This window comes from Mycobacterium sp. (assembly GCF_052144515.1).
GTDB lineage: Bacteria > Actinomycetota > Actinomycetes > Mycobacteriales > Mycobacteriaceae > Mycobacterium.
The window spans coordinates 1-23,365 of sequence record NZ_JBKQQD010000178.1; the positions used below are offsets into that span (position 1 = coordinate 1).

At 64.1% G+C, this 23,365-nt stretch carries 22 protein-coding genes and 1 pseudogene; 13 read left to right on the forward strand and 10 right to left on the reverse strand.

Going from position 1 to position 23,365, the window contains the following annotated elements; translation table 11 throughout:
• Positions 1–300: 300 nt before the first annotated feature.
• From ACLP9N_RS11805 to ACLP9N_RS11840, 8 genes and pseudogenes are all read right to left on the reverse strand, one after another.
• Complete coding sequence (locus ACLP9N_RS11805; protein WP_442407577.1) at positions 301–1,179, reverse strand: enoyl-CoA hydratase; 879 nt, start codon at positions 1,177–1,179, stop codon at positions 301–303.
• Positions 1,180–1,200: 21 nt separating this feature from the next.
• Positions 1,201–2,373 carry a TetR/AcrR family transcriptional regulator gene (locus ACLP9N_RS11810; RefSeq protein WP_442407578.1) on the reverse strand — a complete coding sequence of 391 codons (1,173 nt, stop codon included), beginning with the start codon at positions 2,371–2,373 and terminating at the stop codon, positions 1,201–1,203.
• A 33-nt stretch (positions 2,374–2,406) separates the two neighbouring features.
• Complete coding sequence (locus ACLP9N_RS11815; RefSeq protein ID WP_442407579.1) at positions 2,407–3,567, reverse strand: acyl-CoA dehydrogenase family protein; 1,161 nt, start codon at positions 3,565–3,567, stop codon at positions 2,407–2,409.
• Positions 3,568–3,573: 6 nt separating this feature from the next.
• Positions 3,574–4,401, reverse strand: a complete 828-nt coding sequence (locus ACLP9N_RS11820; RefSeq protein WP_442407580.1) for an SDR family NAD(P)-dependent oxidoreductase — start codon at positions 4,399–4,401, stop codon at positions 3,574–3,576.
• 32 nt (positions 4,402–4,433) lie between these two features.
• Entirely contained in the window at positions 4,434–4,844 is a 411-nt protein-coding gene (locus tag ACLP9N_RS11825) for a MaoC/PaaZ C-terminal domain-containing protein (protein ID WP_442407581.1), read from the reverse strand.
• Complete coding sequence (locus tag ACLP9N_RS11830; protein ID WP_442407582.1) at positions 4,844–5,305, reverse strand: MaoC family dehydratase N-terminal domain-containing protein; 462 nt, start codon at positions 5,303–5,305, stop codon at positions 4,844–4,846. Before ACLP9N_RS11830 ends, ACLP9N_RS11825 begins: the two co-directional genes overlap by 1 nt.
• Positions 5,302–5,929: pseudogene (locus ACLP9N_RS11835) on the reverse strand (thiolase C-terminal domain-containing protein). The gene ACLP9N_RS11830 and the pseudogene ACLP9N_RS11835 overlap by 4 nt, the downstream one beginning before the upstream one ends.
• 181 nt (positions 5,930–6,110) lie before the next feature.
• Positions 6,111–6,413: a hypothetical protein gene (locus ACLP9N_RS11840; RefSeq protein ID WP_442407583.1), complete on the reverse strand. Its 303-nt coding sequence runs from the start codon at positions 6,411–6,413 to the stop codon at positions 6,111–6,113.
• A gap of 143 nt (positions 6,414–6,556) precedes the next feature.
• On the opposite strand from ACLP9N_RS11840, the gene ACLP9N_RS11845 reads away from it, so the two are divergent.
• From ACLP9N_RS11845 to ACLP9N_RS11890, 10 genes are all read left to right on the forward strand, one after another.
• The gene (locus tag ACLP9N_RS11845) at positions 6,557–8,197 is read left to right on the forward strand and encodes a class I adenylate-forming enzyme family protein (RefSeq protein ID WP_442407584.1); all 1,641 of its coding nucleotides are present in this window, start codon (positions 6,557–6,559) and stop codon (positions 8,195–8,197) included.
• Positions 8,184–8,957 carry a class II aldolase/adducin family protein gene (locus ACLP9N_RS11850; RefSeq protein WP_442407585.1) on the forward strand — a complete coding sequence of 258 codons (774 nt, stop codon included), beginning with the start codon at positions 8,184–8,186 and terminating at the stop codon, positions 8,955–8,957. Before ACLP9N_RS11845 ends, ACLP9N_RS11850 begins: the two co-directional genes overlap by 14 nt.
• Positions 8,958–9,044: 87 nt before the next feature.
• On the forward strand, positions 9,045–10,313 hold the full coding sequence (locus ACLP9N_RS11855) for an amidohydrolase family protein (RefSeq protein ID WP_442407586.1): 1,269 nt from the start codon (positions 9,045–9,047) through the stop codon (positions 10,311–10,313).
• A gap of 158 nt (positions 10,314–10,471) precedes the next feature.
• Entirely contained in the window at positions 10,472–11,791 is a 1,320-nt protein-coding gene (locus tag ACLP9N_RS11860) for a PE family protein (RefSeq protein WP_442407587.1), read from the forward strand.
• 137 nt (positions 11,792–11,928) lie between these two features.
• Positions 11,929–12,747, forward strand: coding sequence for a class I SAM-dependent methyltransferase (locus ACLP9N_RS11865; RefSeq protein WP_442407588.1), 819 nt, complete (start codon positions 11,929–11,931; stop codon positions 12,745–12,747).
• Positions 12,748–12,851: 104 nt separating this feature from the next.
• Positions 12,852–14,075, forward strand: coding sequence for an FAD-dependent oxidoreductase (locus tag ACLP9N_RS11870; RefSeq protein ID WP_442407589.1), 1,224 nt, complete (start codon positions 12,852–12,854; stop codon positions 14,073–14,075).
• Positions 14,076–14,106: 31 nt separating this feature from the next.
• Entirely contained in the window at positions 14,107–15,729 is a 1,623-nt protein-coding gene (locus tag ACLP9N_RS11875) for an arylsulfatase (protein WP_442407590.1), read from the forward strand.
• A gap of 138 nt (positions 15,730–15,867) precedes the next feature.
• Positions 15,868–16,122, forward strand: coding sequence for a permease (locus tag ACLP9N_RS11880; RefSeq protein WP_442407591.1), 255 nt, complete (start codon positions 15,868–15,870; stop codon positions 16,120–16,122).
• Between the two features lie 146 nt (positions 16,123–16,268).
• On the forward strand, positions 16,269–17,270 hold the full coding sequence (locus ACLP9N_RS11885) for a Gfo/Idh/MocA family protein (RefSeq protein ID WP_442407592.1): 1,002 nt from the start codon (positions 16,269–16,271) through the stop codon (positions 17,268–17,270).
• Between the two features lie 81 nt (positions 17,271–17,351).
• On the forward strand, positions 17,352–17,660 hold the full coding sequence (locus tag ACLP9N_RS11890; protein WP_442407593.1) for a zinc-ribbon domain-containing protein: 309 nt from the start codon (positions 17,352–17,354) through the stop codon (positions 17,658–17,660).
• Between the two features lie 17 nt (positions 17,661–17,677).
• On the opposite strand, the gene ACLP9N_RS11895 is transcribed toward ACLP9N_RS11890, so the two are convergent.
• Together ACLP9N_RS11895 and ACLP9N_RS11900 are read right to left on the reverse strand one after the other, a co-directional pair.
• Positions 17,678–18,493 (reverse strand): sugar phosphate isomerase/epimerase family protein, encoded by an 816-nt coding sequence (locus ACLP9N_RS11895; protein WP_442407594.1) that lies wholly within the window; start codon positions 18,491–18,493, stop codon positions 17,678–17,680.
• A gap of 10 nt (positions 18,494–18,503) precedes the next feature.
• Complete coding sequence (locus ACLP9N_RS11900) at positions 18,504–20,051, reverse strand: phospholipase C (RefSeq protein WP_442407595.1); 1,548 nt, start codon at positions 20,049–20,051, stop codon at positions 18,504–18,506.
• 389 nt (positions 20,052–20,440) lie between these two features.
• Here ACLP9N_RS11900 and ACLP9N_RS11905 point away from each other — a divergent pair, with 389 nt between their 5' ends.
• From ACLP9N_RS11905 to ACLP9N_RS11915, 3 genes are all read left to right on the forward strand, one after another.
• Entirely contained in the window at positions 20,441–21,136 is a 696-nt protein-coding gene (locus tag ACLP9N_RS11905) for a TetR/AcrR family transcriptional regulator (protein ID WP_442407596.1), read from the forward strand.
• Between the two features lie 158 nt (positions 21,137–21,294).
• Complete coding sequence (locus tag ACLP9N_RS11910; RefSeq protein ID WP_442407597.1) at positions 21,295–22,494, forward strand: cytochrome P450; 1,200 nt, start codon at positions 21,295–21,297, stop codon at positions 22,492–22,494.
• Positions 22,494–23,330 carry a mycofactocin-coupled SDR family oxidoreductase gene (locus tag ACLP9N_RS11915; RefSeq protein ID WP_442407598.1) on the forward strand — a complete coding sequence of 279 codons (837 nt, stop codon included), beginning with the start codon at positions 22,494–22,496 and terminating at the stop codon, positions 23,328–23,330. The genes ACLP9N_RS11910 and ACLP9N_RS11915 overlap by 1 nt, the downstream gene beginning before the upstream one ends.
• Positions 23,331–23,365 lie beyond the last annotated feature (35 nt).

Genomic DNA, 23,365 nt, shown 5'->3' on the forward strand with positions numbered 1-23,365 from the left:
CCAAGCCGTCCACATCCGTACCGGACGCGGAAAAGGCCTGCGTATCCAGCCCCCAGCCCCCCAACAAGGACTGTTCTGATCATGACAATCAACAAAAACCACAGTGTGACGACACATCAAAGGACAACTCCAACAAGCGGTCCATATCGTCATCGAGCGCATCGAAGACCCCGACGATCTCCTCACGCATACTCGAACCCATGCCTCAAATTTTACGAACACCCTCCGACAAAGATACCTGAGCTGGGACTACTGAAGCTGAAGTGACACAAGGGATTACCAAATTCCGGCGTGGGCGAGCTACCCGTTCGCCGGCTGTCCCGGCAGGGGCAAGCCGGTTTCGGTTGCGCGCTTCGCGCCGGCCCGAATGACCTCGGCGCCGGTCGGGTCGACGATCTGCCCGTAGCGCGCCAGGTTGCTGGCATGCCCCAGGTTGTGCAGCGCGATCGCCGCGTCCAGGGCCGTGGATTGGCCCTGAGCGTCGAGGCTGCGGTTCACGCTTTCCTTCGCGAGCCGGAGCCCGAAGGCCGGACGCGCGGCGATCTGCGTCGCCAGCTTGGTGGTGAACGACTCGAGGTCCGCCGGGGCGACGACGTGATTGACCATGCCGACCTCGCGCGCCTCCTGAGCGGTCAGCGCGCGGCCGGTGAACAGAATCTCCTTGGCCTTTCGCGCGCCGAGTTCCCAAGCGTGCGTGAAGTATTCGACGCCGTTCACCCCGAAAGCCGTCACCGGGTCGGAGAATGTCGCATCGGAAGCTGCCACGATGATATCCATCGGCCACAGCAGCATCAGCCCGGCGGCGATGGTGCGACCATGCGCTTGCCCGATCGTGGGCTTGGGAATCTCGCGCCATCGCCTGCACAGTCCGAGGTAGGCCTCGCATTCAAAGGCGTAGTGCCCCTCTGCGCCTCCGGCGTCCAGTCCAGCCGCCATTGTCGCCGCCGGTGCGCACGGTAGATAGAACCCGGCCCGCAGATCGTGGCCGGAGGAGAAGTCGGGGCCGTCCGCGGCGAGCACGATCACCTTGATCGCGCTGTCGGCGGTTGCCGCCGCGAACGCGGCGTCCAGCTCGTACAACAGTTCGGGGCTTTGCGCGTTGCGCATCTCGGGCCGGGCCAGCACGACCCGAGCGACTCCGGGAGCCGGGTCTTCACGTCGGATGAATCGTTCGGACATGTACGGGATTACCTCGACCTTCTATTCAGCGGGGGAGAACAGCACCGCGGTCGCCATGGCGGCGAGATCATCAGCGAATGTGGGATCGTGCTGCTCTCGCCCGATTTGGGTCATGTTGTGAATCACGGCCAGTGCGGTGTGCACCAACACCCGTGCCGCCCGCTCACCGATCGCGGGCCGCGAAGCACGCAGTAGCGCTACCCATTCCGCGACATACTCGCGCTGCCGATTACGCGTGACGTCGTCGACGTTTTGTTGCTCGGACAGCAGCAGTGAGGCCAAAACGGTTCGATCCAGAGCCAGTTGGATGTATCCGCGCACCAGATCGCGAAGTGCCCCGGCGGGCTCGTCATTGTCCCGCAGTACCCTGTTCAGCAGCAGCCAGAGCGCACTCACTCTACGCGATGTCGCGGTTTCCAGGATGTCGGCCTTGCTCGCGAAATAGCTGTAGAGGTTGGGGCCGGTAACTCCGGCAGCCGTCCCGATTTCGTTGAGAGAGGTCGCCTGAAAACCGTTGCGTTCGAACAGCGTTATCGCATGCGTCAGCAGGCTCTCGCGTTTGGACACCGGCTCGAGCACGCCATGTCGCTGTCGAGGTCGGGCGGGCGCCGGCGGTGGCGGTGGACCGAGTTCGGCTGCGCAGAGCGAGCGACACGCCGCCCTCAGCAGTGCGACGAAGTCCGCGTGCGGAAGCTTCGTCGTGTGAAAGCTCGGACTGGCCAGAATCGATTGAACCCCCCACGCCAACCGCTGCGCCTGCGCAGCCGGCAAACGAGGACGCTCGGCTTCGATCAGGCTCTGGTAGCTGCGATTGTTGTCGCGAAGCCGCCGACGTAGCCGGGCGCCCGTGTCGGCTTCCAGGTAGCGCGATTCCCTCCACCACAGCGCGCCGGTGTCACGTCGGGTCACCACCTGCTCGCACGCCATCGTCAGCACGTCCTGCAGGATCAGGTCGCGTTGGTCGGTAGCTACGATCACGTCGTCGAAGCTCTTGTCGATCACGGCGCCGAGCAACACAGCCTTGTTCGAGAAGTGCCGGTACAGCGCGCCGGCGGTGATACCGACGGCCTCGGCGATCTCCGCCATCGACACATTGCGGTAGCCACGCGCAACGATCAGTTGCCGAGCGGCATCGACGATCTGGTCTTTGCGATCTTTGGGTCGCCGGCGGACCGTCACCGCGGGAACTGACATGACACCTCCGGTGCGATGGTTCTCGCGGTCGCTTTAGAGGGACCGGGCGATGATGTCCTTCATGACCTCATTCGCTCCGCCGTAGATCTTCTGCACCCGCGCGTCTTCGTACATGCGCGCGATGGGGTACTCGCGCATGTACCCGTAGCCGCCGAACAGTTGCAGGCAGCGGTCGATGACCTGGCATTGCTGTTCGGTCAGCCACCATTTGGCCATCGCCGCCGTCGTCGCGTCGAGCTCGCCGCGCAGGTGCCGTTCGATGCACGAATCGAGGAACACCCGGGCCACGTGCGCCTGGGTCTGGCACTCGGCCAGGGTGAACTTCGTGTTCTGGAAATCGAAGAGAGTCTTGTCGAAGGCGTTGCGCGACTTGGTATAGGCGATCGTCTCCGCGACGGCGGCCTCCGTCGCGACGACCGCGCTCACAGCGATGGTGAGCCTTTCCTGCGCTAGCTGGGTCATCAACTGGGCGAAGCCTTTGCCCTCGACGCCGCCTAGGACGTTGTCGGCCGGCACCCGTGCGTTCTCGAAGAACAACTCCGAGGTGTCGGCGCCGTGCTGGCCCACCTTGTCCAGAATCCGGCCGCGGGTGAATCCGCGCAGCTCGGCGGTCTCGGCGACGATCAGCGAGATCCCCTTGGCGCCACCTTTCGGGTCGGTTTTGGCCACCACGACAATCAGATCGGCCAGCGATCCGTTGGAGATGAAGGTCTTGGCGCCGTTGATGACGTACTCGTCGCCGTCGCGCAGCGCGGTGGTCTTGATGCTCTTCAGGTCGGAGCCGGCGCCGGGTTCGGTCATCGCGATCGCGGAGATCATGTCACCGCTGGCCATCTGCGGCAGCCAGCGTCGCCGCTGTTGCTCGGTGCCGTAGGCCAGGATGTAGTGCGCCACGATGCCGCTGTGCACCGAGTTGCCCCAGGCGCTGTCGAGCGCACGAGCCTGCGCTTCGATCACGGCCAGGTCGTGGGCGAAGCTGCCACCGCCGCCGCCATACTCTTCGGGGATCGAGCAGCACAGCAGCCCGAGTTTGCCGGCCTCCAGCCAGACCTCCCGATCGACGTGCTGTTGTGCATCCCACCGGTCTCTATGTGGTACAAGACTTTTGGCGAAGAACTTGTCCGCGAGCTCGCCGAGTGCGGCGACCTCGTGGTCGCGCCACGCGCTGGTGTAGGTCGTGTCGGTGGTGTTCATAGGCGGTCAGGCCTCGAATCCGCCGCCGGCCACCAGGATCTGGCCGCTGACGTAGTCGGCCTCGGGGTAGGTCAGCATGACCACCGCCCCCGCGGCCTCGTCCGGGGTACCCGGCCGGCCGAGCGGGATCATCATTTGCGCCGCGGCCAGCAGGCCGGGGTTGACGCCGACCTTGATTTCCCGACCCTCGATCTCGATGGTCGAGTTGCCGTCTGCGGCTGCGGAAGTCAACCGTGTCTCGATGAACCCGAATGCCACCGCGTTGACGTTGACGTTGTAGCGGCCCCACTCCTTGGACAATGTGCGGGTCATGCCGATGATGGCCGCCTTGGCCGACGAGTAATTGATCTGCCCGGCGTTACCGTACAGACCCGCCACCGAGGAGATGTTGACGACCTTGCGATGCACCCGTGTACCTGCCTCCTTCTCCGCTTTGGCCGCCTTACTGATCACCGGCTGAGCGGCACGCAGGATGTGGAAGGGCGCCTTGAGATGCACGTCCAGGATCGCGTCCCACTGGTCGTCGCCCATCTTCTGGATGACGGAGTCCCAGGTGTAGCCGGCATTGTTGATGACGATGTCCAGACCGCCGAACTCGGAGGTCGCGGTGCCGACGAACCGTTCGCCGAAGCCTTCCGCGGTGACGCTGCCGGCGCATAACACCGCGCTGCCATCGGCTTTGGTGATCTCCTCGACGACCGCGTTGGCCGGGTCGGTGTCGAGATCGTTGACCACGACGTTGGCGCCTTCGGCGGCCAGTTTGAGGGCGATCGACCGTCCGATACCGCGGCCGGAGCCGCTCACAATCGCGGTCTTGCCGTCCAGCTTTCCCATTTTCGTTGTCCTCTCGGGTTTCGTGCGGTTGTTCAGCTGAGTGCGATGACGGCGCTGCCGAGCAGCGTCACCGTGCCGTCGGGGAGGCTGACCTGGAGATCAAGAGTGGCCTGCCGTTCGCCGTTCACCTCGTCGATCGAGGTGACGGTGCCGGTGCAGGTCGGCTGGCCGTGCACCGGGGTGATCGAGGTGAACCGCACCTGGAACGAGCGAAGTTGTTGCTGTGGAACAACATTGGTGAGAAGCCGGCCCAAATACGCCATCGACAGCATGCCATGCGCGAATACGTCGTCGAGCCCGGCGGATCGCGCGACATCGAGGTCGATGTGAATGGGGTTGTGGTCGCCGGAGGCGCCGGCGAACAGTGCCAGCGTGGTCCGCGAAATCGGATCGATCCGCAGCGGCGGCAATTCGGCGCCGACCTCGGGGGCGAACGTGGTCATCAGTTCTCCTTCGCGCGCCGGTTCTGCACCACTGTAGAGTTACGCATCACAACGACGACGGCACCGTCCTGGTTGGTGACGGTGGTTTCGCGCACGACGAATTCGAGTAGCCCGCCCTTCTTGTTGTAGATGTCGGTGATGCGGCTCGTCGCGGTTAACTCGTCGCCGGCATAAGCCATTTGCCGATATTCGAACTTCTGCTCGCCGTGCAACACGGTACGAAGGTCCACACCCAGTTCGGTGACGAACGCGAACGGGTCCGGCGCCTCCAGCTCGATCCCGAAGAAGAAGGTCGGCGGCACCGGCAGATCCCGGTATCCGGCCTGCTTGGCCGCATCCACATCGGTGTAGACCGGTTGATCCTGTCCGGTCGCCTTGGCGAAATTGCGCAGCCGACTGCGGGTCACCAGCAGCGACACGGCCGGAGACTCCCGGCCGATGAACGAACGATCGATGCTCATCGAGCGTCCACCTTCTGGTAAAGCGTGACAACGCAGGCGCCACCGAGACCGAGGTTGTGCTGCAGCGCGAGGGTGACGCCGTCAACCTGGCGCGCGCCGGCCTGGCCGCGCAGTTGCCACACCAGCTCCGCACACTGCGCCAGGCCGGTCGCCCCCAGCGGATGCCCCTTGGACAGCAGGCCGCCGGATGGGTTGGTGACGACGCGACCGCCGTAGGTGTTGTCGGCGTCTCGCACGAACTTCTCCGCGGTGCCCACCGGCGTCAGGCCCAGGGTCTCGTAGCTCAGGAACTCATTCGTGGTAAAGCAATCGTGCAGCTCGACCACGGGAATATCCTCTGGCGACACGCCGGCCGCCTCGTAGACGTTGTTCGCGGCCGCGGCGGCCATGTCCGTTGACGATCGGAATCCCGGTCTGCCCAAGCCCATATAGCGCTGACTGGCCAGCCGTTGAATCCCCATATACATAGCCGACATAGGCCTGCTGGATCTGCGTGTAGTCGACGCCCGCATCGGTGAGCGCCGCGCGGGCCGCTCGCTCACCCATCTCGGAATAACTCGCGCTTTTACCGGGCTTTGTGAACGGAATCATCCCGACGCCAACCACGTGGACACCAGTGGTCATGACGATCCTCTCATCGGTGACTAGATGGAGGTCACGTTAACAGAAATTTACTTATAGACAAGCGTCCGTGACCAGTGGGCACGTCGCGCTCAGGGTTGTGGCACGCGGCGTCCAGCCTTGCTCGCCCCGTTTGGCAGCGCGATGTGTCGACGAAGGCTGATTGCGATTAAGCCAGGGTGGCTCAGACACACCCGCTGACACTCACGCGCCGGCCGACATTGGCGCACACGTTGACACGTGGTGGCGGGGGAGGCGGGGGGTAATCCTCCGGCATCGGGGCGTAGGCGGCGGGCGGCGCAGCATAGGGAGCAACCGCGTCGGCGACGTTGGTGCACCCGCTTACCGAAACGCGCCTGCCGGCGTTGACGCATACGTCCGCACGTGCAACGCCCGGTGGGCGGATCGTGGCGAAGACCTCGGGAACAGCCGTCAGCACAAACACCCCGACGGCAACCGCGGCCCATGTCCGCCTGGTGAAACTCATCGCGATCTCCTTGCCCCCGCCCGGGTCAGTATATCGGCGCTCGTCGCCGCAGCGTCCGTGTTTGGTGCGGATTGCCTTGGACCAGCTTGGACCAGCCCCCGCCGCCATCACCCGCGGCGTCGCTGGTTTCCTATCATTTGCTGATGAGCGTCGGTGCGCTGGATACACTTCACGCCGGGGTGTCGCCCGCATTCACCGCGCAGGACGCGGTCCGGTTTCGCGCGGCAGGCTGGTGGTCCTACTCGACGCTTTCGGACGCGGTGCGGCGTAATGCTCAACGGTCACCCGACCGCCTCGCCTATATCGATCATCCCGGTTTGTCGCTAACCTGGCGCGAATTCGACCATGCGGCGGACGCTCTGGCGGAGCAGCTGACTGGCGTCGGTGTGGCGCGCGGCGACCGGGTTGGGGTGTGGCACGGGGACTCGGCCGCCGTCCACGTGCTGTTCGTCGCAGTCGAACGCTGCGGCGCTGTCGTCGTCGGCATTGGTGCCCGCGCCGGCAGCCGCGAGGTCGCCCAGATACTGCGCAGTTCGCGGCCGAAGGTGCTGATCAGCGATCAGCAGCGGCGCGGTATCGCGGCGGATGCGGCCGCCACTATCGTCGGGGTGCCGGTGTCCGTGCTGACCATGGGACGTGAAGCCGACGCGGTGCGCCTGAGCACCGACGCGGAGGCCAAGACGGTCGCGATCGAGTCGCAACTCGGCGCCGACGACGTCTTTCTGATCAATTCCACTTCCGGGACGACTGGGCTGCCCAAGTGCGTCGTGCACACCCAGAACCGCTGGCACTACTTTCACCAGAAGGCGGTCGCCAACGGTCTACTGACGTCAGACGACATCTTTTTGCCGGTCATACCAATGCCTTTCGGCTTCGGAATATGGACCAGCCACACCACCCCGATCTACCTCGGGGCCACTTCGGTGCTCCTGGAGCGGTTCACCACCAAGGCGGCATGCGAGGCGATAGCCCGTCACAAGGCCACCGTATTGTGCTGTGTCAGCACGCAATTGACGATGCTGATGGCCGACTCCGCGTGCCGCGACTACGACCTGAGCTCGCTGCGGATCGTGTTCGCCGGCGGCGAGGCGTTGCCGTATCGGCCCGCCGCGGAGTTCGAGGAACTCACCGGCGCGAAGATTCTGCAGTTCTATGGCTCGAACGAAACCGGCCTGCTGAGCGGGACCACGTTGGACGACCCGCTGCAACGACGGCTGCGTACCTGCGGCCGCATCGTGCCGGAAATGGCGGTGCGCCTCTTCGACGGCGATCAGGACGTCACCGACACGGGACGCGGCCAACCGGCGTGCCGGGGGCCGGCGACGAGCCTCGGCTACCTCGGGGGTACCGACCACGACAAGCTGTTCACCCGCGACGGGTGGATGCGGATGGGTGATATCTGCGAGATCGATGCCGATGGCTATTTGACCGTCACCGGCCGAACCTCCGATTTCATCCTGCGGGGCGGCAAGAACATCAGCGCGGCGCAGGTCGAGGACGCCGTCACAACCCACCCCGCGATCGCGGTGGCGGCAGCCGTCGCGATGCCCGATCCGGTGTTCGGCGAAAAGGTCTGTGTCTACACCGAACTCGCTCATTCCCACACCGTCGAGCTACCCGAGCTCGTCGAGCATCTCTTGGCGCTGGGAGTTTCCAAGGAACTGCTGCCCGAACGACTGATCGTGGTCGGCGAACTACCCCGGTCGTCCGGTGGGAAGATCGCTAAAGGCGAGCTCCGTAAGGATATTCGAATCAGGATGGAGGCCGATCATGAACTCTCCTAACGCGCGGCGCGGCGGCCTGGAGGTGTGGGCGCCGTCGGTGGTGCCCCCGATCGGAGTCGAGCTGTCCAACGAGCAGGCGCTCGCGGTGGCCTTCCGCCATCTGGCCGCCATCGGCTTCGCCGAGAATATGGCCGGACACATCACCTGGCAGCCCGACGGACAGACGGACATGTTCGTCAATCCGTGGGGACTGTGGTGGGCCGAGCTCACCGCATCGGATATCTGCGTGGTAGACGCCGACGCGCGGGTGGTGCGCGGTCGTTGGGACGTCACTCCGGCGATACACATCCATACCGAGCTGCACCGTGTCCGCGACGACGCCCGGGTCGTGATTCACAATCACCCCTACTACGTGTGTGTGCTTGCCGCGCTGGGCCGGCTGCCCGAACTGGTGCACCAGACCGGTTCGCTGTTCCTGGACGACTTGTGCCTGGTCGACACCTACGACGGTGAGATCGACAGCCCCGCCCGCGCGGCAGATCTCGCGGCCCGCATCGGCGGCGCCAACCTGACCATTTTGGCTAATCACGGTGTCATTGTGACCGGTCGCAACCTGGCCGAGGCCGTGTACCGAGCGGCGTCGATCGAACGGGTATGCAAACTGGCCTATGACGTCATGCTCACCGGCAACGAGCCGGTGAAGATGAACTGGTCGGACATGGCGGGCATGCAAAGATCGCTCACCGAACGCGCTGCCGACGTCTACTGGGCGGGGGCGGCGCGGATGACCATCAAAGCGGATGCCGATGTGCTCAGCTGATTCGCGAGCAGACGCAAAAGCACCCGAATTCGGCACGAATTGGGTACTTTTGCGACCGCTCGCGCCATCATAAGGAGATTGCCGACGATGAAATCGATCGACGAGCTGGCCGCGAACCTGAACTTCACCACCGCCAAGACCGGCGAGGACCGTTCGGTCACGTTTCTGCCGGACCCGCCGCGAGCGCAACGCCGGTACACGGTGATCTCGGCCGACGATCACATCGTCGAACCCCCGGACACCTTCACCGGACGGCTCCCGCGCAAGTTCGCCGATCGCGCACCCAAAGTCGTCGACACCGATGAGGGCGGACAGACATGGGTCTACGACGGGCAGGAATTGCCCAATGTGGGATTCAACGCCGTGGTCGGGCGACCGGTGTCAGAGTATGGCTTCGAGCCGGTCCGATTCGATGAAATGCGCAGGGGCGCATGGGATATCCATGAACGCGTCAAAGACATGGATCTCAACGGCATCTACGCGTCGCTTAACTTTCCGTCGTTCCTGCCAGGGTTCGCCGGCCAGCGGCTACAGCAGGTGACCAAGGATCGCGACCTGGCGTTGGCCTCGGTCCGCGCATGGAACGACTGGCACCTCGAGGTCTGGGCAGGCTCGTACCCGGACCGGATCGTCCCCTGTCAGTTGCCGTGGCTGCTCGACCCGGAGCTGGGCGCAACCATGATCTATGAGAACGCCGAGCGCGGATTTCACGCCGTCACGTTCAGTGAGAACCCAGCGATGCTGGGCTTGCCGAGTATTCACTCGGGTCACTGGGATCCGATGATCGCCGCATGCGCCGAGACGGGCACCGTCGTGAATCTGCACATCGGATCGTCCGGTTCCTCGCCGTCCACCACCGAGGACGCGCCGCCGGATGTGCAGGGCGTGCTGTTCTTCGCCTATGCCATTTCGGCGGCGGTCGACTGGTTGTATTCCGGCCTGCCCAGCAGGTTCCCCGATCTCAAGATTTGCTTGTCAGAAGGCGGAATCGGCTGGGTTGCGGGGTTGCTGGATCGACTGGACCACATGCTCAGCTATCATGCGATGTATGGCACCTGGCAGGAATTGGGCGAAAAGTTAACTCCCGCAGAGGTTTTCACGCGCAACTTCTGGTTCTGCGCGGTGGAGGACAAGTCGTCTTTCGTGCAACGCGACCGGATTGGTGTCGACAACATCATGTTGGAAGCCGACTATCCGCATTGCGATTCGACCTGGCCGCACACCCAACAAACGATCCACGAAGAAATCGGCGATCTGCCGCAAGAGGTAATTCGCAAGATCACCTGGGCTAACGCCTCGCGCTTGTATAGCCATCCCGTACCCATCGAAATACAGCGGGACCCCGACGCATTCTGACCAGCGCCTTCAGGCGGAACAACACGTGAAGGCCAGACAAACCGGCGGGATCGCTCTACGGTTGCTGAGTGCCGGCTTAGCGATGGGCAGGTTCGTCATCAATTTGACCATCGCCGGGTCGACACAACAGGGCGCTGGGTCGTGGGAAAGGCGAGCTGATGACGAACATGCTCGCGCAGCCGCAGGCGATGGCGGCTGCCGCCGTCGATGTGGCCGGAATAGGTTCGGCGATCAACGACGCCAACGCGGCTGCGGCGGGCCCCACAACCGGTGTGCTGAGGGCAGCGGCCGATGAGGTATCGGCATCTACCGCGGCCCTGTTCAACTCATATGCCCGGGAGTACCAGGCGGTTATCAAGCAAGCGGGAGCGTTTCACGACGAGTTTGCTCGGTTGCTGGCCGCCGCTGCCAACGCCTACACGGAGACCGAGGCCGCAGCGTCCAAGGCGTTGGCCGCGCCGCTGACCAGCCCAGCGGCGAGTGTGGCGGCGGCGACTGAGGCGGCATTGGCGCACTCCGAGCCCACGTCCGTCGGCATTTCTTTGATCATGGGCCTCACCGACGTGCCGACACCGTCACCGCAGTATCTGAGCGAGGTCTACAACCTTTACATTTCCCCCAACTTCACTACCAGCAACCTCCAGGCCTTGACCACGCCCGAGCAGTTATTTCCGATTACTGGTGTCAAGAGTCTGACCCTCGACCAGTCGGTGAGCCAGGGCGTCACGATCCTGAACAACGCGATATTGCAGGCCTATGACAACGGGATCACCCACATCAACGTTTTCGGCTACTCGCAGAGCGCGGTGATCGCCTCGCTGGAAATGCCGAAACTCGTCGCCGCCGGCATCCCGAGTACAGATGTGAACTTCGTGCTGATCGGGGATCCGATGAATCCCAACGGCGGAATGTTCACGCGCTTTCCCGGTCTGGGCTTGCCGGGTCTGGGTGCGATGTTCTCCGGCGGTACCCCGGTGAACGACTATCCGACCGTGATTTACACCGGGGAATACGACGGCTTCGCGGACGTCCCGCGGTACCCAATCGATGTGTTCGCCGACCTCAATGCCGTGATGGGCATCATTTATGTGCACAACGCCTATCCAACGTTCACGGCTGCACAGGTCGCGTCGGCTATTGAGTTGTCGACGTCAGGACCGACGATGACCACCTACTACATGATTCCCACCGAGAACCTGCCGCTGTTGGACCCGGTGCGGGCAATCCCATACATCGGGAACCCGCTTGCCGACCTGCTGCAACCCGATTTGACCTATCTGGTCAACTGGGGGTACGGCGACCCGGCCTATGGCTATTCGATAGGGCCGGCCAACGTGAACACCCCGTTCGGGTTCTTGCCGCCGCACGCCGCCACCGTTGCCCTGGGGCACGATCTGGTCAGCGGCACCCAGCAGGGAATCGCCGCTGCCGCCAGCGACTTCCATGCCGAGGGACTGCCGACGCTGCCCAGCACGTAGTTGTCGGGGATCTCGAAAGCCTTTACCTCGGCAACCCTGTCATGAAGTCCAAACCCCTTGAGGGTAATGGGTTTCGCAGGACTATCGTGACCGGCTGATGACGAGTTCGACCGAACACCGGTAGGCAGGAGGCAGACGTGACGGCGGCGAAAGTTGATTTCAGTTCAGTCGGTTGGGGTTCGGTGGAATGGACGAGTCTGGTCACTCTGTACCTGCGCGCTTATGAAAGCCGCTCACGGCAACCGGTTTTAGGGGACCACACAGCTGCGGAGGCGGTCGACCGCATCGAGTATGACTTCAAGCGCATACATCGGACATCGCTGCCGGCAGGCAACCAGTATCTGGTCGCGTTGCGCGCCAAGCAGCTCGACGACTGGTGTGTCGATTTTCTTGCGCGCCATCCTGACGCGGTGGTCCTGCACCTCGGTTGCGGCCTCGACGGCCGCGCATTTCGGCTTGCCCCAGCGCCGTCGGTGCTGTGGTTCGACGTCGATCAGCCGGCGGTCATCGACTTGCGTCGCCGACTGTACGAAGACACCGAGGGCTACCGGATGATCGGTTCGTCGGTGACCGATCCGCAGTGGCTGGATCAAATTCCGACTGGGCGCCCCACGCTCGTCGTTGCCGAGGGTCTGTTGATGTACTTGCAGGAAAGCGAAGTCCGGCAGCTGCTTGAGCGGTTGACCGATCGGTTCGACACCGGTGAATTGCAGTTCGACACGCTCTCGCAACTGGCACCGGTGCTGTCGAACGTACTCACCAAAGGCATCATCAAATGGGGCATCCGCAACATCCGCGACCTGGAAACGTGGAACCCGAGGCTGCGATTTATCGAGCAGACGTCCGTACTGGCCGGCTACCCGAAGATCGAATCAACACCATTGCGGTTGATTTACAAATTGCACGCTGCGACGCCCGCCGGCAACTACGACGTGCTGAACCGCTTCGCGTACTGACGCCACCGAGGTCGAGCGTGCGCAGAATGCCACGCTTGCCGGCGTGTCGGCGGCCAAACACGCGCGCTCGCCGGCAAGGGGGCGCGCATTATGCTTGAGCGCTGATGGCTGAGACGACAGAGACGACCGAGTGCGCGATCATCGGCGGCGGCCCGGCGGGCATGGTCCTCGGCCTTCTGTTGGCTCGGGCAGGTGTGCAGGTCACGCTGATGGAAAAGCACGGCGACTTTCTGCGCGACTTTCGCGGTGACACGGTACATCCGACCACGATGCGCCTGCTCGACGAGCTGGGCTTGTGGGAGCGCTTCGCGGCGTTGCCCCACAGCGAGGTGCAGAAAGCGAGATTCGAATCCAACGGCCGCTCGGTGACCTACGTCGACTTCGCGCGCTTGCGCCAACCCTATCCCTTTGTCGTAATGGTGCCGCAATGGGACCTGCTGAACCTGTTGGCCGATGCCGCCCAAGCCGAGCCGAGCTTCACATTGCGGATGAAGACCGAGGCCACCGGGCTGTTGCGGGAAGGCGACAGGTTCACCGGAGTGCGCTATCAAGGACCCGAGGGACCGGGCGAACTGCGCGCTGAGTTGACCGTTGCGTGCGACGGCCGGTGGTCGATCGTTCGTCGCGACGCTGGGCTGAAGACGCGCGAGCACCCGGTCACCTTCGACGTGTGGTGGTTCAGGTTGCCGCGCGAAGGCAACGCGGAATTCTCGTTCTTGCCTCGTGTGGCTCCGGGCAAGGCCCTCGGTGTGATCCCACGCGAGGGTTATGACCAGATTGCTTACCTCGGGCCCAAAGGCACTGACTCCCAGTTGCGTGCGCGAGGTATCGAGGCGTTCCGTCGCGACGTCAGCGCACTGCTGCCGGATTCGGCCGAGGCGGTCGCGACGCTGACGTCCATGGACGACATCAAGCACCTTGACGTCCGGGTAGATCGGCTGCGTCGTTGGCACGCCGATGGGCTGCTGTGCATCGGCGACGCCGCGCACGCGATGTCTCCGCTGGGCGGCGTCGGCATCAACATGGCGGTCCAGGATGCCGTCGCGGCCGCGACCATATTGGCCGAGCCACTGCGGCAGCACCGGGTCACCGATCGCGACCTGGCAGCCGTCCGCCGCCGCCGTGTATTTCCCACCGCGGTGACCCAGGCAGTGCAACGGGTGTTGCAGAGCAGGCTGCTCGGCCCGCTGCTGCGCGGCGCGGACCCCACGCCGCCGGCGGCCCTTCTCGGCCTGTTCCAGCGGCTGCCGTGGCTGTCGGTGCTGCCCGCGTATTTCATCGGCGTCGGGGTCCGGCCCGAGCACGCACCCGCATTCGCCCGTCGCTGATCAGCAAGCAGACCTGAAAGGATCTTTGACCGTGAAGCGGCCCAACTTCCTGCTAATCGTGGCGGACGATCTCGGGTTTTCCGATATCGGCGCATTCGGCGGCGAGATCCATACGCCCAATCTGGACCGGCTAGCCCACGCGGGGACCCGGTTCACCGATTTTCATTCGGCGCCGGCCTGCTCGCCCACCCGGGCGATGCTGTTGACCGGAACCGATCACCACATCGCCGGCATCGGCACAATGCTCGAGGTCGCCGCACCCGGTTTCCAGGGCGCGCCCGGCTACGAGGGCTACCTCAACGACCGGGTCGTGGCGTTGCCCGAATTGCTACGCGACGCCGGCTATCTGACGCTGATGTCGGGCAAGTGGCATTTGGGCTCCACCATCGAGACGTCGCCGTGGGCCCGCGGATTCGAGCGTTCGTTCGCTCTGCTGCCAGCCGGCGCCAGCCACTACGGCGGCGCCGCGGGCGGCGGGTTCTCTCCTGTGCCAACGCTTTACACCGAAGACGACCACTTCGTCACGGTCGGCGACGACTTCTACTCATCGGACTACTACACCGACACCCTGCTGCGCTACTTCCGCGAACGTTCCGAGGACCTCGATAACCAGGACCGACCGTTCTTTGCCTATCTGCCCTTTCAAGCGCCGCACTGGCCGCTGCAGGCACCCGACGAATCCATTTCGACCTATCACAGCCGGTACGACGCCGGTCCGGACGCACTGCGGGAGGCGCGGTTGGCAGCGCTCAAGAGGCTCGGCCTGTGCCCGCCCGATGTCGCGGCGCACCCGGTCGTGGCCGACGGCGCTCCGGAGTGGGCCGACATGACCGCCGATCAGCGCGCGCTTTCGGCCCGCAGCATGGAGGTCTACGCCGGCATGGTGGACCGGATCGATTGGAACATCGGCCGGGTCATCGACTACCTGGCCGAGACCGGGGAACTCGACAACACGGTCGTCATCTTCATGTCCGACAACGGTGCAGAGGGAGCGATCGTCGAGGCTATGCCGCTTCGTGGTGCCCAGATCGCCGCGCAGATCGAAAAGCATTGCGATAACAGCCTCGACAACCTCGGTCGCCCCACGTCGTTCATCTGGTACGGACCCCGCTGGGCACAGGCTGCCACCGCGCCGTCGCGCCTGCATAAGGCGTTCACCACCCAAGGCGGCGTTCGGGTGGTCGGGTTTGTCACCTGGCCGGGTTTCGCCCGGCAGGGTGAGATCGGCACCGCCTTCGCGACCGTCATGGACATCGCTCCGACCGTGCTGGAGCTCGCCGGTGTCGCCCACCCCGGCACGGCCTACCAGGGCCGTGAGGTGGAACCCATGCGCGGCCGCTCGCTGGTGGAATATCTGTCGGGTGGCGCCGATGCGGTTCACGACGCCGATACCGGCACCGGCTGGGAGTTGTTCGGCCGCCGCGCCATCCGCCAGGGCGACTGGAAGGCGCTCTACCTGCCCGCGCCGTACGGCCCGGGCAGCTGGCAGCTCTACGATCTCTCCGCCGACCCGGGCGAAATCGACGACCTGGCCGGCTCACGGCCCGACAAGCTGGCCGAACTCCTGCAGCTGTGGGACCGCTACGTCGAGGAAACCGGCGTGGTACTGGAGCCCGTCTCGGTGTACGAAGTCGACCCGCAAACGCTCGGCTGAGACCAACGACGCCTGGAGGCTTGAATGAGAGAAACTCCTGCCCGAGTACATCGTGCTGGTGTTGCTGCTTGGCGCGGCGCGGGCGTGGCTATTTCCGCACATCGGACCCCCGGCGTGACGAGCAGCATCGGTTGGATCGTGGCGTTCGCGGTTGCCGGCATCTTGTTCGTGATCCCCACCGCGGGCGAAGTGCCGATTATTCAAGCAATGCTCACGCTTGGCATGGGCGTGGGCCCGGCAGGGGCGTTGCTAATGACGCTGCGGCCCGTGAGCGTGCCCTCGTTCGCGATGCTCGGGGGCTCTTTCCGGTCACGTGTGTTGGTGGTCGTCGGCGCGGTGATCGTGGTGTTTGGCGTGATCGCCGGACTCGCGACCGTCTCGCTGGGGTTTTAGCCGGGCAGGGAGATTGCCGCGAAATATGCGTTAGGGCATGGCATCTCGAACGAACCCGCGCTCGTCTCCCTAGTCAACCTTCGTGGATCCGGCCAAGGACCTTGTCGCATCACAAACCGAACCGGGTCGGGTGCTAGCGTCGGCTGATGTCTGGAAACGGAGCCGCCCCGCTGCGGATCGGCATTCTGGGTGCCGCCCGCATTGCACCATTGGCGCTTATCAACCCGGCGAAGGGAAACAGCGAGGTCGTGGTGGCCGCCGTCGCGGCGCGCGATGCGTCGCGCGCGCAGGCCTTCGCCGCCAAACACGACATCGCCCGGGTACACGACGATTACGATAAGTTGATCGCCGACCCGGATCTGGATGCGGTCTACAACCCGCTGCCGAATGGTTTGCACGGTCGATGGACCCGGGCCGCACTGGCCGCCGGTAAACACGTGCTGTGCGAAAAGCCGTTCACCGCCAACGCCGCCGAAGCCCGTGAGATCGCCAAACTGGCCGCGCAGTCGGACCGGGTCGTGATGGAGGCCTTCCATTACCGCTACCATCCGTTGGCTTTGCGGGTTGAGGAGATCATTGCCTCGGGGGAGCTGGGCAGGCTCGAGCGGGTGGAGGCCGCCATGTGCTTCCCGCTGCCGAGGTTCTCCGACATCCGCTACAACTACTCGCTTGCCGGCGGCGCGACAATGGACGCCGGGTGCTACCCGGTCCACATGGTCCGGACATTCGGCGGTGCAACCCCGGAAGTCGTTTCGGCGCAGGCGAAACTGCGCGATCCACAGGTCGACCGGGCCATGACTGCCGAGTTGCGGTTCGGCGGCGGACATACCGGCCGAGTCCGCTGCTCGATGTGGTCGTCGCATCTGCTGCAGATCAGCGCTCACGTGGTCGGCGACCGGGGCGAGCTGCGCGTGCTCAACCCGGTGCTGCCCCAGCTTTTCCATCGGCTTTCGGTCCGATCGGCCGACGGCAAACGAGTCGAGCGCTTCCCGCGCCGCGCTTCCTACGCCTATCAGCTCGACGCCTTCGCCGCCGCGGTGCTGCGCGGCGAACCGGTGAAGACGACGCCGCAAGATGCGGTCGAGAACATGACCGTCATCGATGCGATCTATCGCGCCGCCGGACTCCCGCTGCGCGAGCCGAGCTGAGGTCTTGCGTGGACGTGGATTTTGGGTGGTCGTGGCTTTAACTGCGGCACGTACGTCCCAACGCCTGCGACCATTGAATCCGTGCACGCGTTCGCCTGTCCCGTTTGTCGAGGTTTCACCCCATTCGAGTCGCAACGCTGCCCGAATTGCTCGGCCGAACTTGGATTGCATGTCCCGAGTCGCGCCATGGTCGCCACCTCGTCGGGCACGGCCCTGATCGACGGCCAGGTCTGGATAGCGTGCACGAGGTCAGCGAGCCTGGGCTGTAACTGGCTGGTCCCCGAGGAACAGGAATTCGGTGCCTATATCCCGCCACCGGTGGTCCGCAAGCTGGCGTTCGTGCACAAAGTGATCCGCGAGACCGCGCTCAAACCTGCGGTGCCCCAGTGAATGACTGGGAGTGAGAGCTAGGCGATCTCCGCCAACAATCGGCGGGCGGCGTCGACACATGGGCGCAGCCGATCGATGGGGCTGACCCCGGCCAAGGCCAGTGATCGTCTGGGTACTTCGAGTTCGATCACGATGCCAGGGGGAAGCGCCGAGAGGATGTCGTGGAGAGGTAGTTCGCCTTCGCCGGGAACCATGCGCTCGAACATGGCTTCCTCCATGTAGTTGTCGATGCGCGGCTGCAGCGTAGTGTCGTTGAGTTGGGCGTAGCCGATGTGGTCGGGGTTAACGGCAGCCAGATCGGCTGCGCTGGAACCGGACCGGACCAGGTGCATGGTGTCGATCAGCAGCCGGAAGTCGGGGCTGGCGACGTGTTCCACAGCGGCCAGCGCGGTGGGCAGGTCGCCGACCGTCAGGCCGGGCACCGGTTCGACGGCCGTTCGGATGTTGCGCTGCGCGGCCAGCTCTTCCAGCGCGGCGAACTGGTCGAATGTGCGGCCGAGATCCGGGTCGAGACTGACGGCGTTGATCCACGGAACGCCGAGGTCGGCCAGGACGTCAAGATCCGCGGAGAACGTGCGCATCTCGGCGCCGGGCAGCACCAGGAAGCCGTCGCCGAGCGAGATCGTCACACCGCGGTGATCCATCGCGGCAAGCAGGTCCTGCCGCAACGCGACGTCGTCTCGCAGCGAATAGGGCCCAAAGTCGAGCGCTACCAACGGTTGTCCTTGCACGACGGTTGAGATATGGGGGCAGCCAAGGTCTGCGGCGAGATCGACCAACTCCACTGGTGGAAGCGCGAATACGCTCAGGAATCCGATACCGAGTCGGTCCATGCAAGGCTGGTTAGCAGACACCGCTGGGAATCCCGCGAGTGGGTGAAGTTTCCTGAGTAGGCATCGTCTGCGGGTAGGGCACCCGATAGGGACGCCCATCGCCCAGGTACGCCGGCACTACGGTGGGGATACACTGCGACAGTTTCGGCAGGGCCGCGACAAATGGGTGATCCAAGTTGGGTTTCGACGAGTTGGGCGGGACAGAGAAGTTGAAGGTCGACGTCATATCGCCGGTCACGCTTCTCCGCCAGGGGCTCAGGTTGGGAACCGGCACCCCGAACCGGGTCTCAAGCAATCGCAACTGTGAGGTGTGGTCGAACGTGTCATGGACCATCAGCGGCCCACGACTGTACGGAGAAATGACCAGGCAGGGAACACGGAAGCCCAGACCGATCGGGCCACGTATGCCTGCGGACCCCGGCACTGAGTTGATGTCGGCGACGGTGACGTACTCGCCGGGGGTCCCCGCGGGGGCTGTCGGCGGCACGACATGGTCGAAGAAGCCACCGTTTTCGTCATAACTGATGATCAGCGCGGTCTTTTCCCACACAGCAGGGTTGGACAGCAAGATTCTTAGCGCGTCCACAATCGCGATAGCACCGGACGCCGCCGGGAGTGAGGGATGTTCGGACGCCAGGAAACCCGGAACCAGCCAGGAAACCTGCGGTAGTTTGTCGGCTGTGACATCGGCGATGAAGTCCGCGGGGTAGGTCGGAGCGAGGCCGTAGCGAGCCAAATCTGACGCCGGATTTGCGGACTGCTTGAAGTTCGCAAATATCTCGCCATAACCGACAACCGTGTCGACGACTGGGCCGAATTTTTTCGTCTCGTACAGCTTCCAACTGACGCCGGCGGCGCTGAGATTCTCCGCCATGGTGGTCCAACTGAACTGGTGAATCGGAGGGATGTCGGGGGTCGTCAGCTGTGGCCCGCCTCGAGTGCCGTCGAAGCCGAGCGCGGCGCTGACCCAGTACAGCCGGTTCGGTATGGTCGGGCCCAACACCGAGCAGTGGTAGTTATCGCAGATCGTGAACGTGTCGGCCAGCATGTAGTGGACGGGGATGTCCTGGCGCGTGTAATAGCCCATGATCACAGCGACGTTGGCCGCCGGAAGGCTCGATGCCTGCGATGGCAGCCAGTTGTTCATGGCGCCGTTGTTCCACGAGGTGTGCATCGGGCCCCAGTCGTGGTTCGGGTCGTTGACGCACGCGCCGTTCAGCAGGGGCCCCCGGGTGGTGTCAAATCGGTAGGGCAGCGTGACACCGCTGGGATCAAGCGACTGCGTCTTCGGGTTCCACCCCGCTTGCTGAAATAGCGGCGAAGCCGTGTTGAACCCATTGGTGCCGGAGAGCGTGCCGAAGTAGTGATCGAACGACCGGTTCTCCTGCATCAAGAACACGAAGTGTTCGATGTCGGTCAAATGACCCGAACACGGGCCCGCCCCGTACGCCTTTTCAATGACCGGACCGGCCAGCGACAGCAATGCCCCGGCGCCGCCCGCGGCTGCCCTCGACAGAAATTCACGACGCGAAACCCCATCGATCTGGCTGTCGGTCACCGCGGCGGCCTCCTATAAAGCCTCCTGTCGGACGTTTCAGCTCAAGGTAAGGGACCGGAGCTATCCATCACGACGCCCGAAGCGGCGTGTCGCGCCGGATTTTCACGTTTACCTAGCAAAAGGCGTTGTTTCCCGGGCAGCGCGGTTTCTTTGCTTTAGCAGACTGAATCCGCACGGAGTCGAAAACCATTGGTGGACAAGCATTTGGATGCCGTAAGAACCGCCAGAGCCAGGGGCTCGGCGTCGCCCGCCGGCTCCCCGAGTTCACATCGCGGTTTCGGCCCCGTCGTGCCGCAATGACTGCGGCGCTTTACTCACACTACAAATATAGAGTAGCCTCGTGATCCAACATCAACGTTCCACGTCCGTCGGCACGAAAGCTACCCCGTATGGCCCGACAAACCCGCGCTGCACCGCAACGCCGAAAGCCCAATCCTGCGGAGCGTCGCCGGGACTTATGTGACGCGGCGATTCAGCTCCTGGCCGACGAGGGGGCCAAGGGGCTGAGCCATCTGAAGGTAGACCGCAAGGCCGGCGTACCCGACGGCACCACCTCCTTCTATTTCCGCACCCGCTCCGCGCTGCTGCGTGCGGTGGCCGAGCGGCTGGCTGAGCTAGACCTGGCGAGCTTGCAGTCCGTAGCCGACAGCGCCGATGGCCGGGCCGGCAACCCCTCGCCGTCGCGGCTGTCGCAGGTCGTCATCCAGGCCGGCAGCGAACCGCAGTTCTCCCGGACGAAGGCCCGATACGAGCTGACGATGCAGGCCACCCGCGACCCGGCGCTCGCCGCGATCCTGCAGCAAGCCACGGACGGGTTCACCAAACTACACCGGGAAATCCTCGTGCAACTCATGCCGCACGGCGCCGAGCTGGAATCGGCCGTGGTCGACGATCTGAGCAACATCACCCTGACATTCATCAACGGTCTCCTGCTGCGGTTCGCCCACGGCGACCGGATCATCGACAGCCCCGAACAACTCGACCTGATCTTGTCGGCAATCGCCGGCGGCATCCTCAAGAGCCCAGACAAGGGGCGGTTGACCCAGCCGGACAATGAGCGCACCGCGCGGCGCAGGCGCAGGTGAGCATGGACTTTCGCGGCACTGGGTCTTGCCAGAGCACCCGCCATGTGATTCTCTACGAGAATAGAGTAATCCGACGGCCAGCCGTCCCCAAGCCTGTTCAGCCCAGCCGTGTGCTCGTCAGAGCAACATCCGGAAATAGCACCGGTAGGAGGAATTTCGTGACAACGAGCACCGCGAGCGAGGTTCGATTCGACCCGTACGACGTCGAGCTGATCGCCGACCCGTACCCAATGTTCGCGCGCCTGCGCGACGAGGCGCCGCTCTACTACAACGCCGAATACGACTTCTTCGCGCTGAGCCGTTTCGCCGATGTCAACAAGGCGCTGATCGACCACGGCACCTACAGCTCCGCCCGCGGCGTGATCCTGGAGTTGATCAAGGCCAACCTCGAAATCCCCTCGGGAATGCTGATCTTCGAAGACCCGCCGATCCACGACGTGCACCGCAAGCTGCTGTCACGGATGTTCACCCCGCGCAAGATCGCCGCGCTAGAGCCGTTGATCCGTGATTTCTGCGCTCAATCGTTGGATCCGCTGGTGGGTTCGGGTCAGTTCAACTTCGTGACCGACCTGGGCGCGATCATGCCGATGAAGGTCATCAGCATGTTGCTCGGCATCCCCGAGGACGACCAGGAAATGGTTCGTGATCGCGTCAACGCCCAGCTCCGCACGGAGGCGGGCAAACCCATGGAGCATAAGCATGGCTTGTCCGTCGGGGAGCAGTTCGAGGCGTACATCGACTGGCGAGCCGAGCATCCCTCTGACGACATCATGACCGAGTTGCTCAACGTTGAGTTCGTCGACGAGACCGGCACGAAACGGCGGCTCACCCGGAACGAGATCCTGGTGTACCTCAACGTCGTTGCCGGAGCAGGCAACGAGACGACGACCCGGCTCATCGGTTGGGCGGGAAAGGTACTCGCGGAGCACCCCGACCAGCGTCGCGAACTCGTCGAAAACCCCGGGCTGATCCCGCAGGCGATCGAGGAGCTGCTGCGCTTCGAGCCGCCCGCGCCGCACATGGCACGCTACGTGGCCCGCGACGTCAGTCTGTATGACCAGACGGTGCCCGAAGGCAGCGTGATGATGATGCTCGTCGGGGCGGCGTGCCGCGATGAGCGCCAGTTCGGGCCCGACGCCGGCAAGTTCGATATCCATCGAGCCGCTCGGCCGCACCTGACTTTCAGTGTGGGCGCCCACTTCTGCCTGGGTTCAGCGCTGGCGCGCCTCGAAGGCCGCGTCGCCCTCGAGGAAATTCTCAAACGGTTCCCCGAGTGGGACGTCGACCTGGCCAACGCCAAGCTCAGCCCGACGTCAACGGTGCGGGGCTGGGAAACCCTGCCGACGGTGGTGGCGTGATGGCCGGGCGGGTCGAGGGCAAGGTCGCCCTGATCAGCGGTGCCGCGCGGGGTCAGGGCCGCAGTCACGCGGTGCGGTTGGCGCAGGAGGGCGCCGACATCATCGCGTTCGACATCTGCGGACCGATCGACAACATGGCTTACCCGCACTCGACACCGGACGACCTCGCCGAGACCGCCGACTTGGTCAAAGCCCAGAACCGCCGCATCGTGACCGCGCAGGTCGACGTGCGTGACTACGATGCGCTCAAAGCCTTGGTGGACAGTGGTGTGGAACAACTCGGCCGGCTCGACATCATCGTCGCGAACGCGGGCATCGGCACCTTCGGCAACAAGCTGCACAAGATCCCGGAGAAGATCTGGCAGGACATGATCGACGTCAATCTCTCCGGCGTGTGGAAGACCGTGAAAGCCGGTGTGCCGCATATCCTCGCCGGCCAACGCGGCGGCTCCATCTTGCTGACCGGCTCGGTCGGGTCACACAAGGCCCTCGCCTACACCGGCCACTACATCGCGGCCAAACACGGCGTGCTGGGCCTGATGCGCAGTTTCGCCGTCGAGCTGGGCCAGTACGGGATTCGAGTGAACTCGGTGCACCCCAGCCAGGTCAACACACCGATGACCATGAACGACATTACATACAAGCTGTTTCGGCCGGATCTGGAAAATCCCGGACCAGAGGACTTCGCGCCGTTCTCGCAGATGACGCACACGTTGCCGGTGCCCTGGGTGGAAGCCGCCGACATCAGCAACGCCGTCCTGTTCCTCGCCTCTGACGAATCTCGTTGCGTCACCGGCGTTTCGCTACCCGTCGATGCAGGTGCGTTGCTCAAGTAATCGCTTACTCAATTAGGCACAACGAAGTGGAGAGA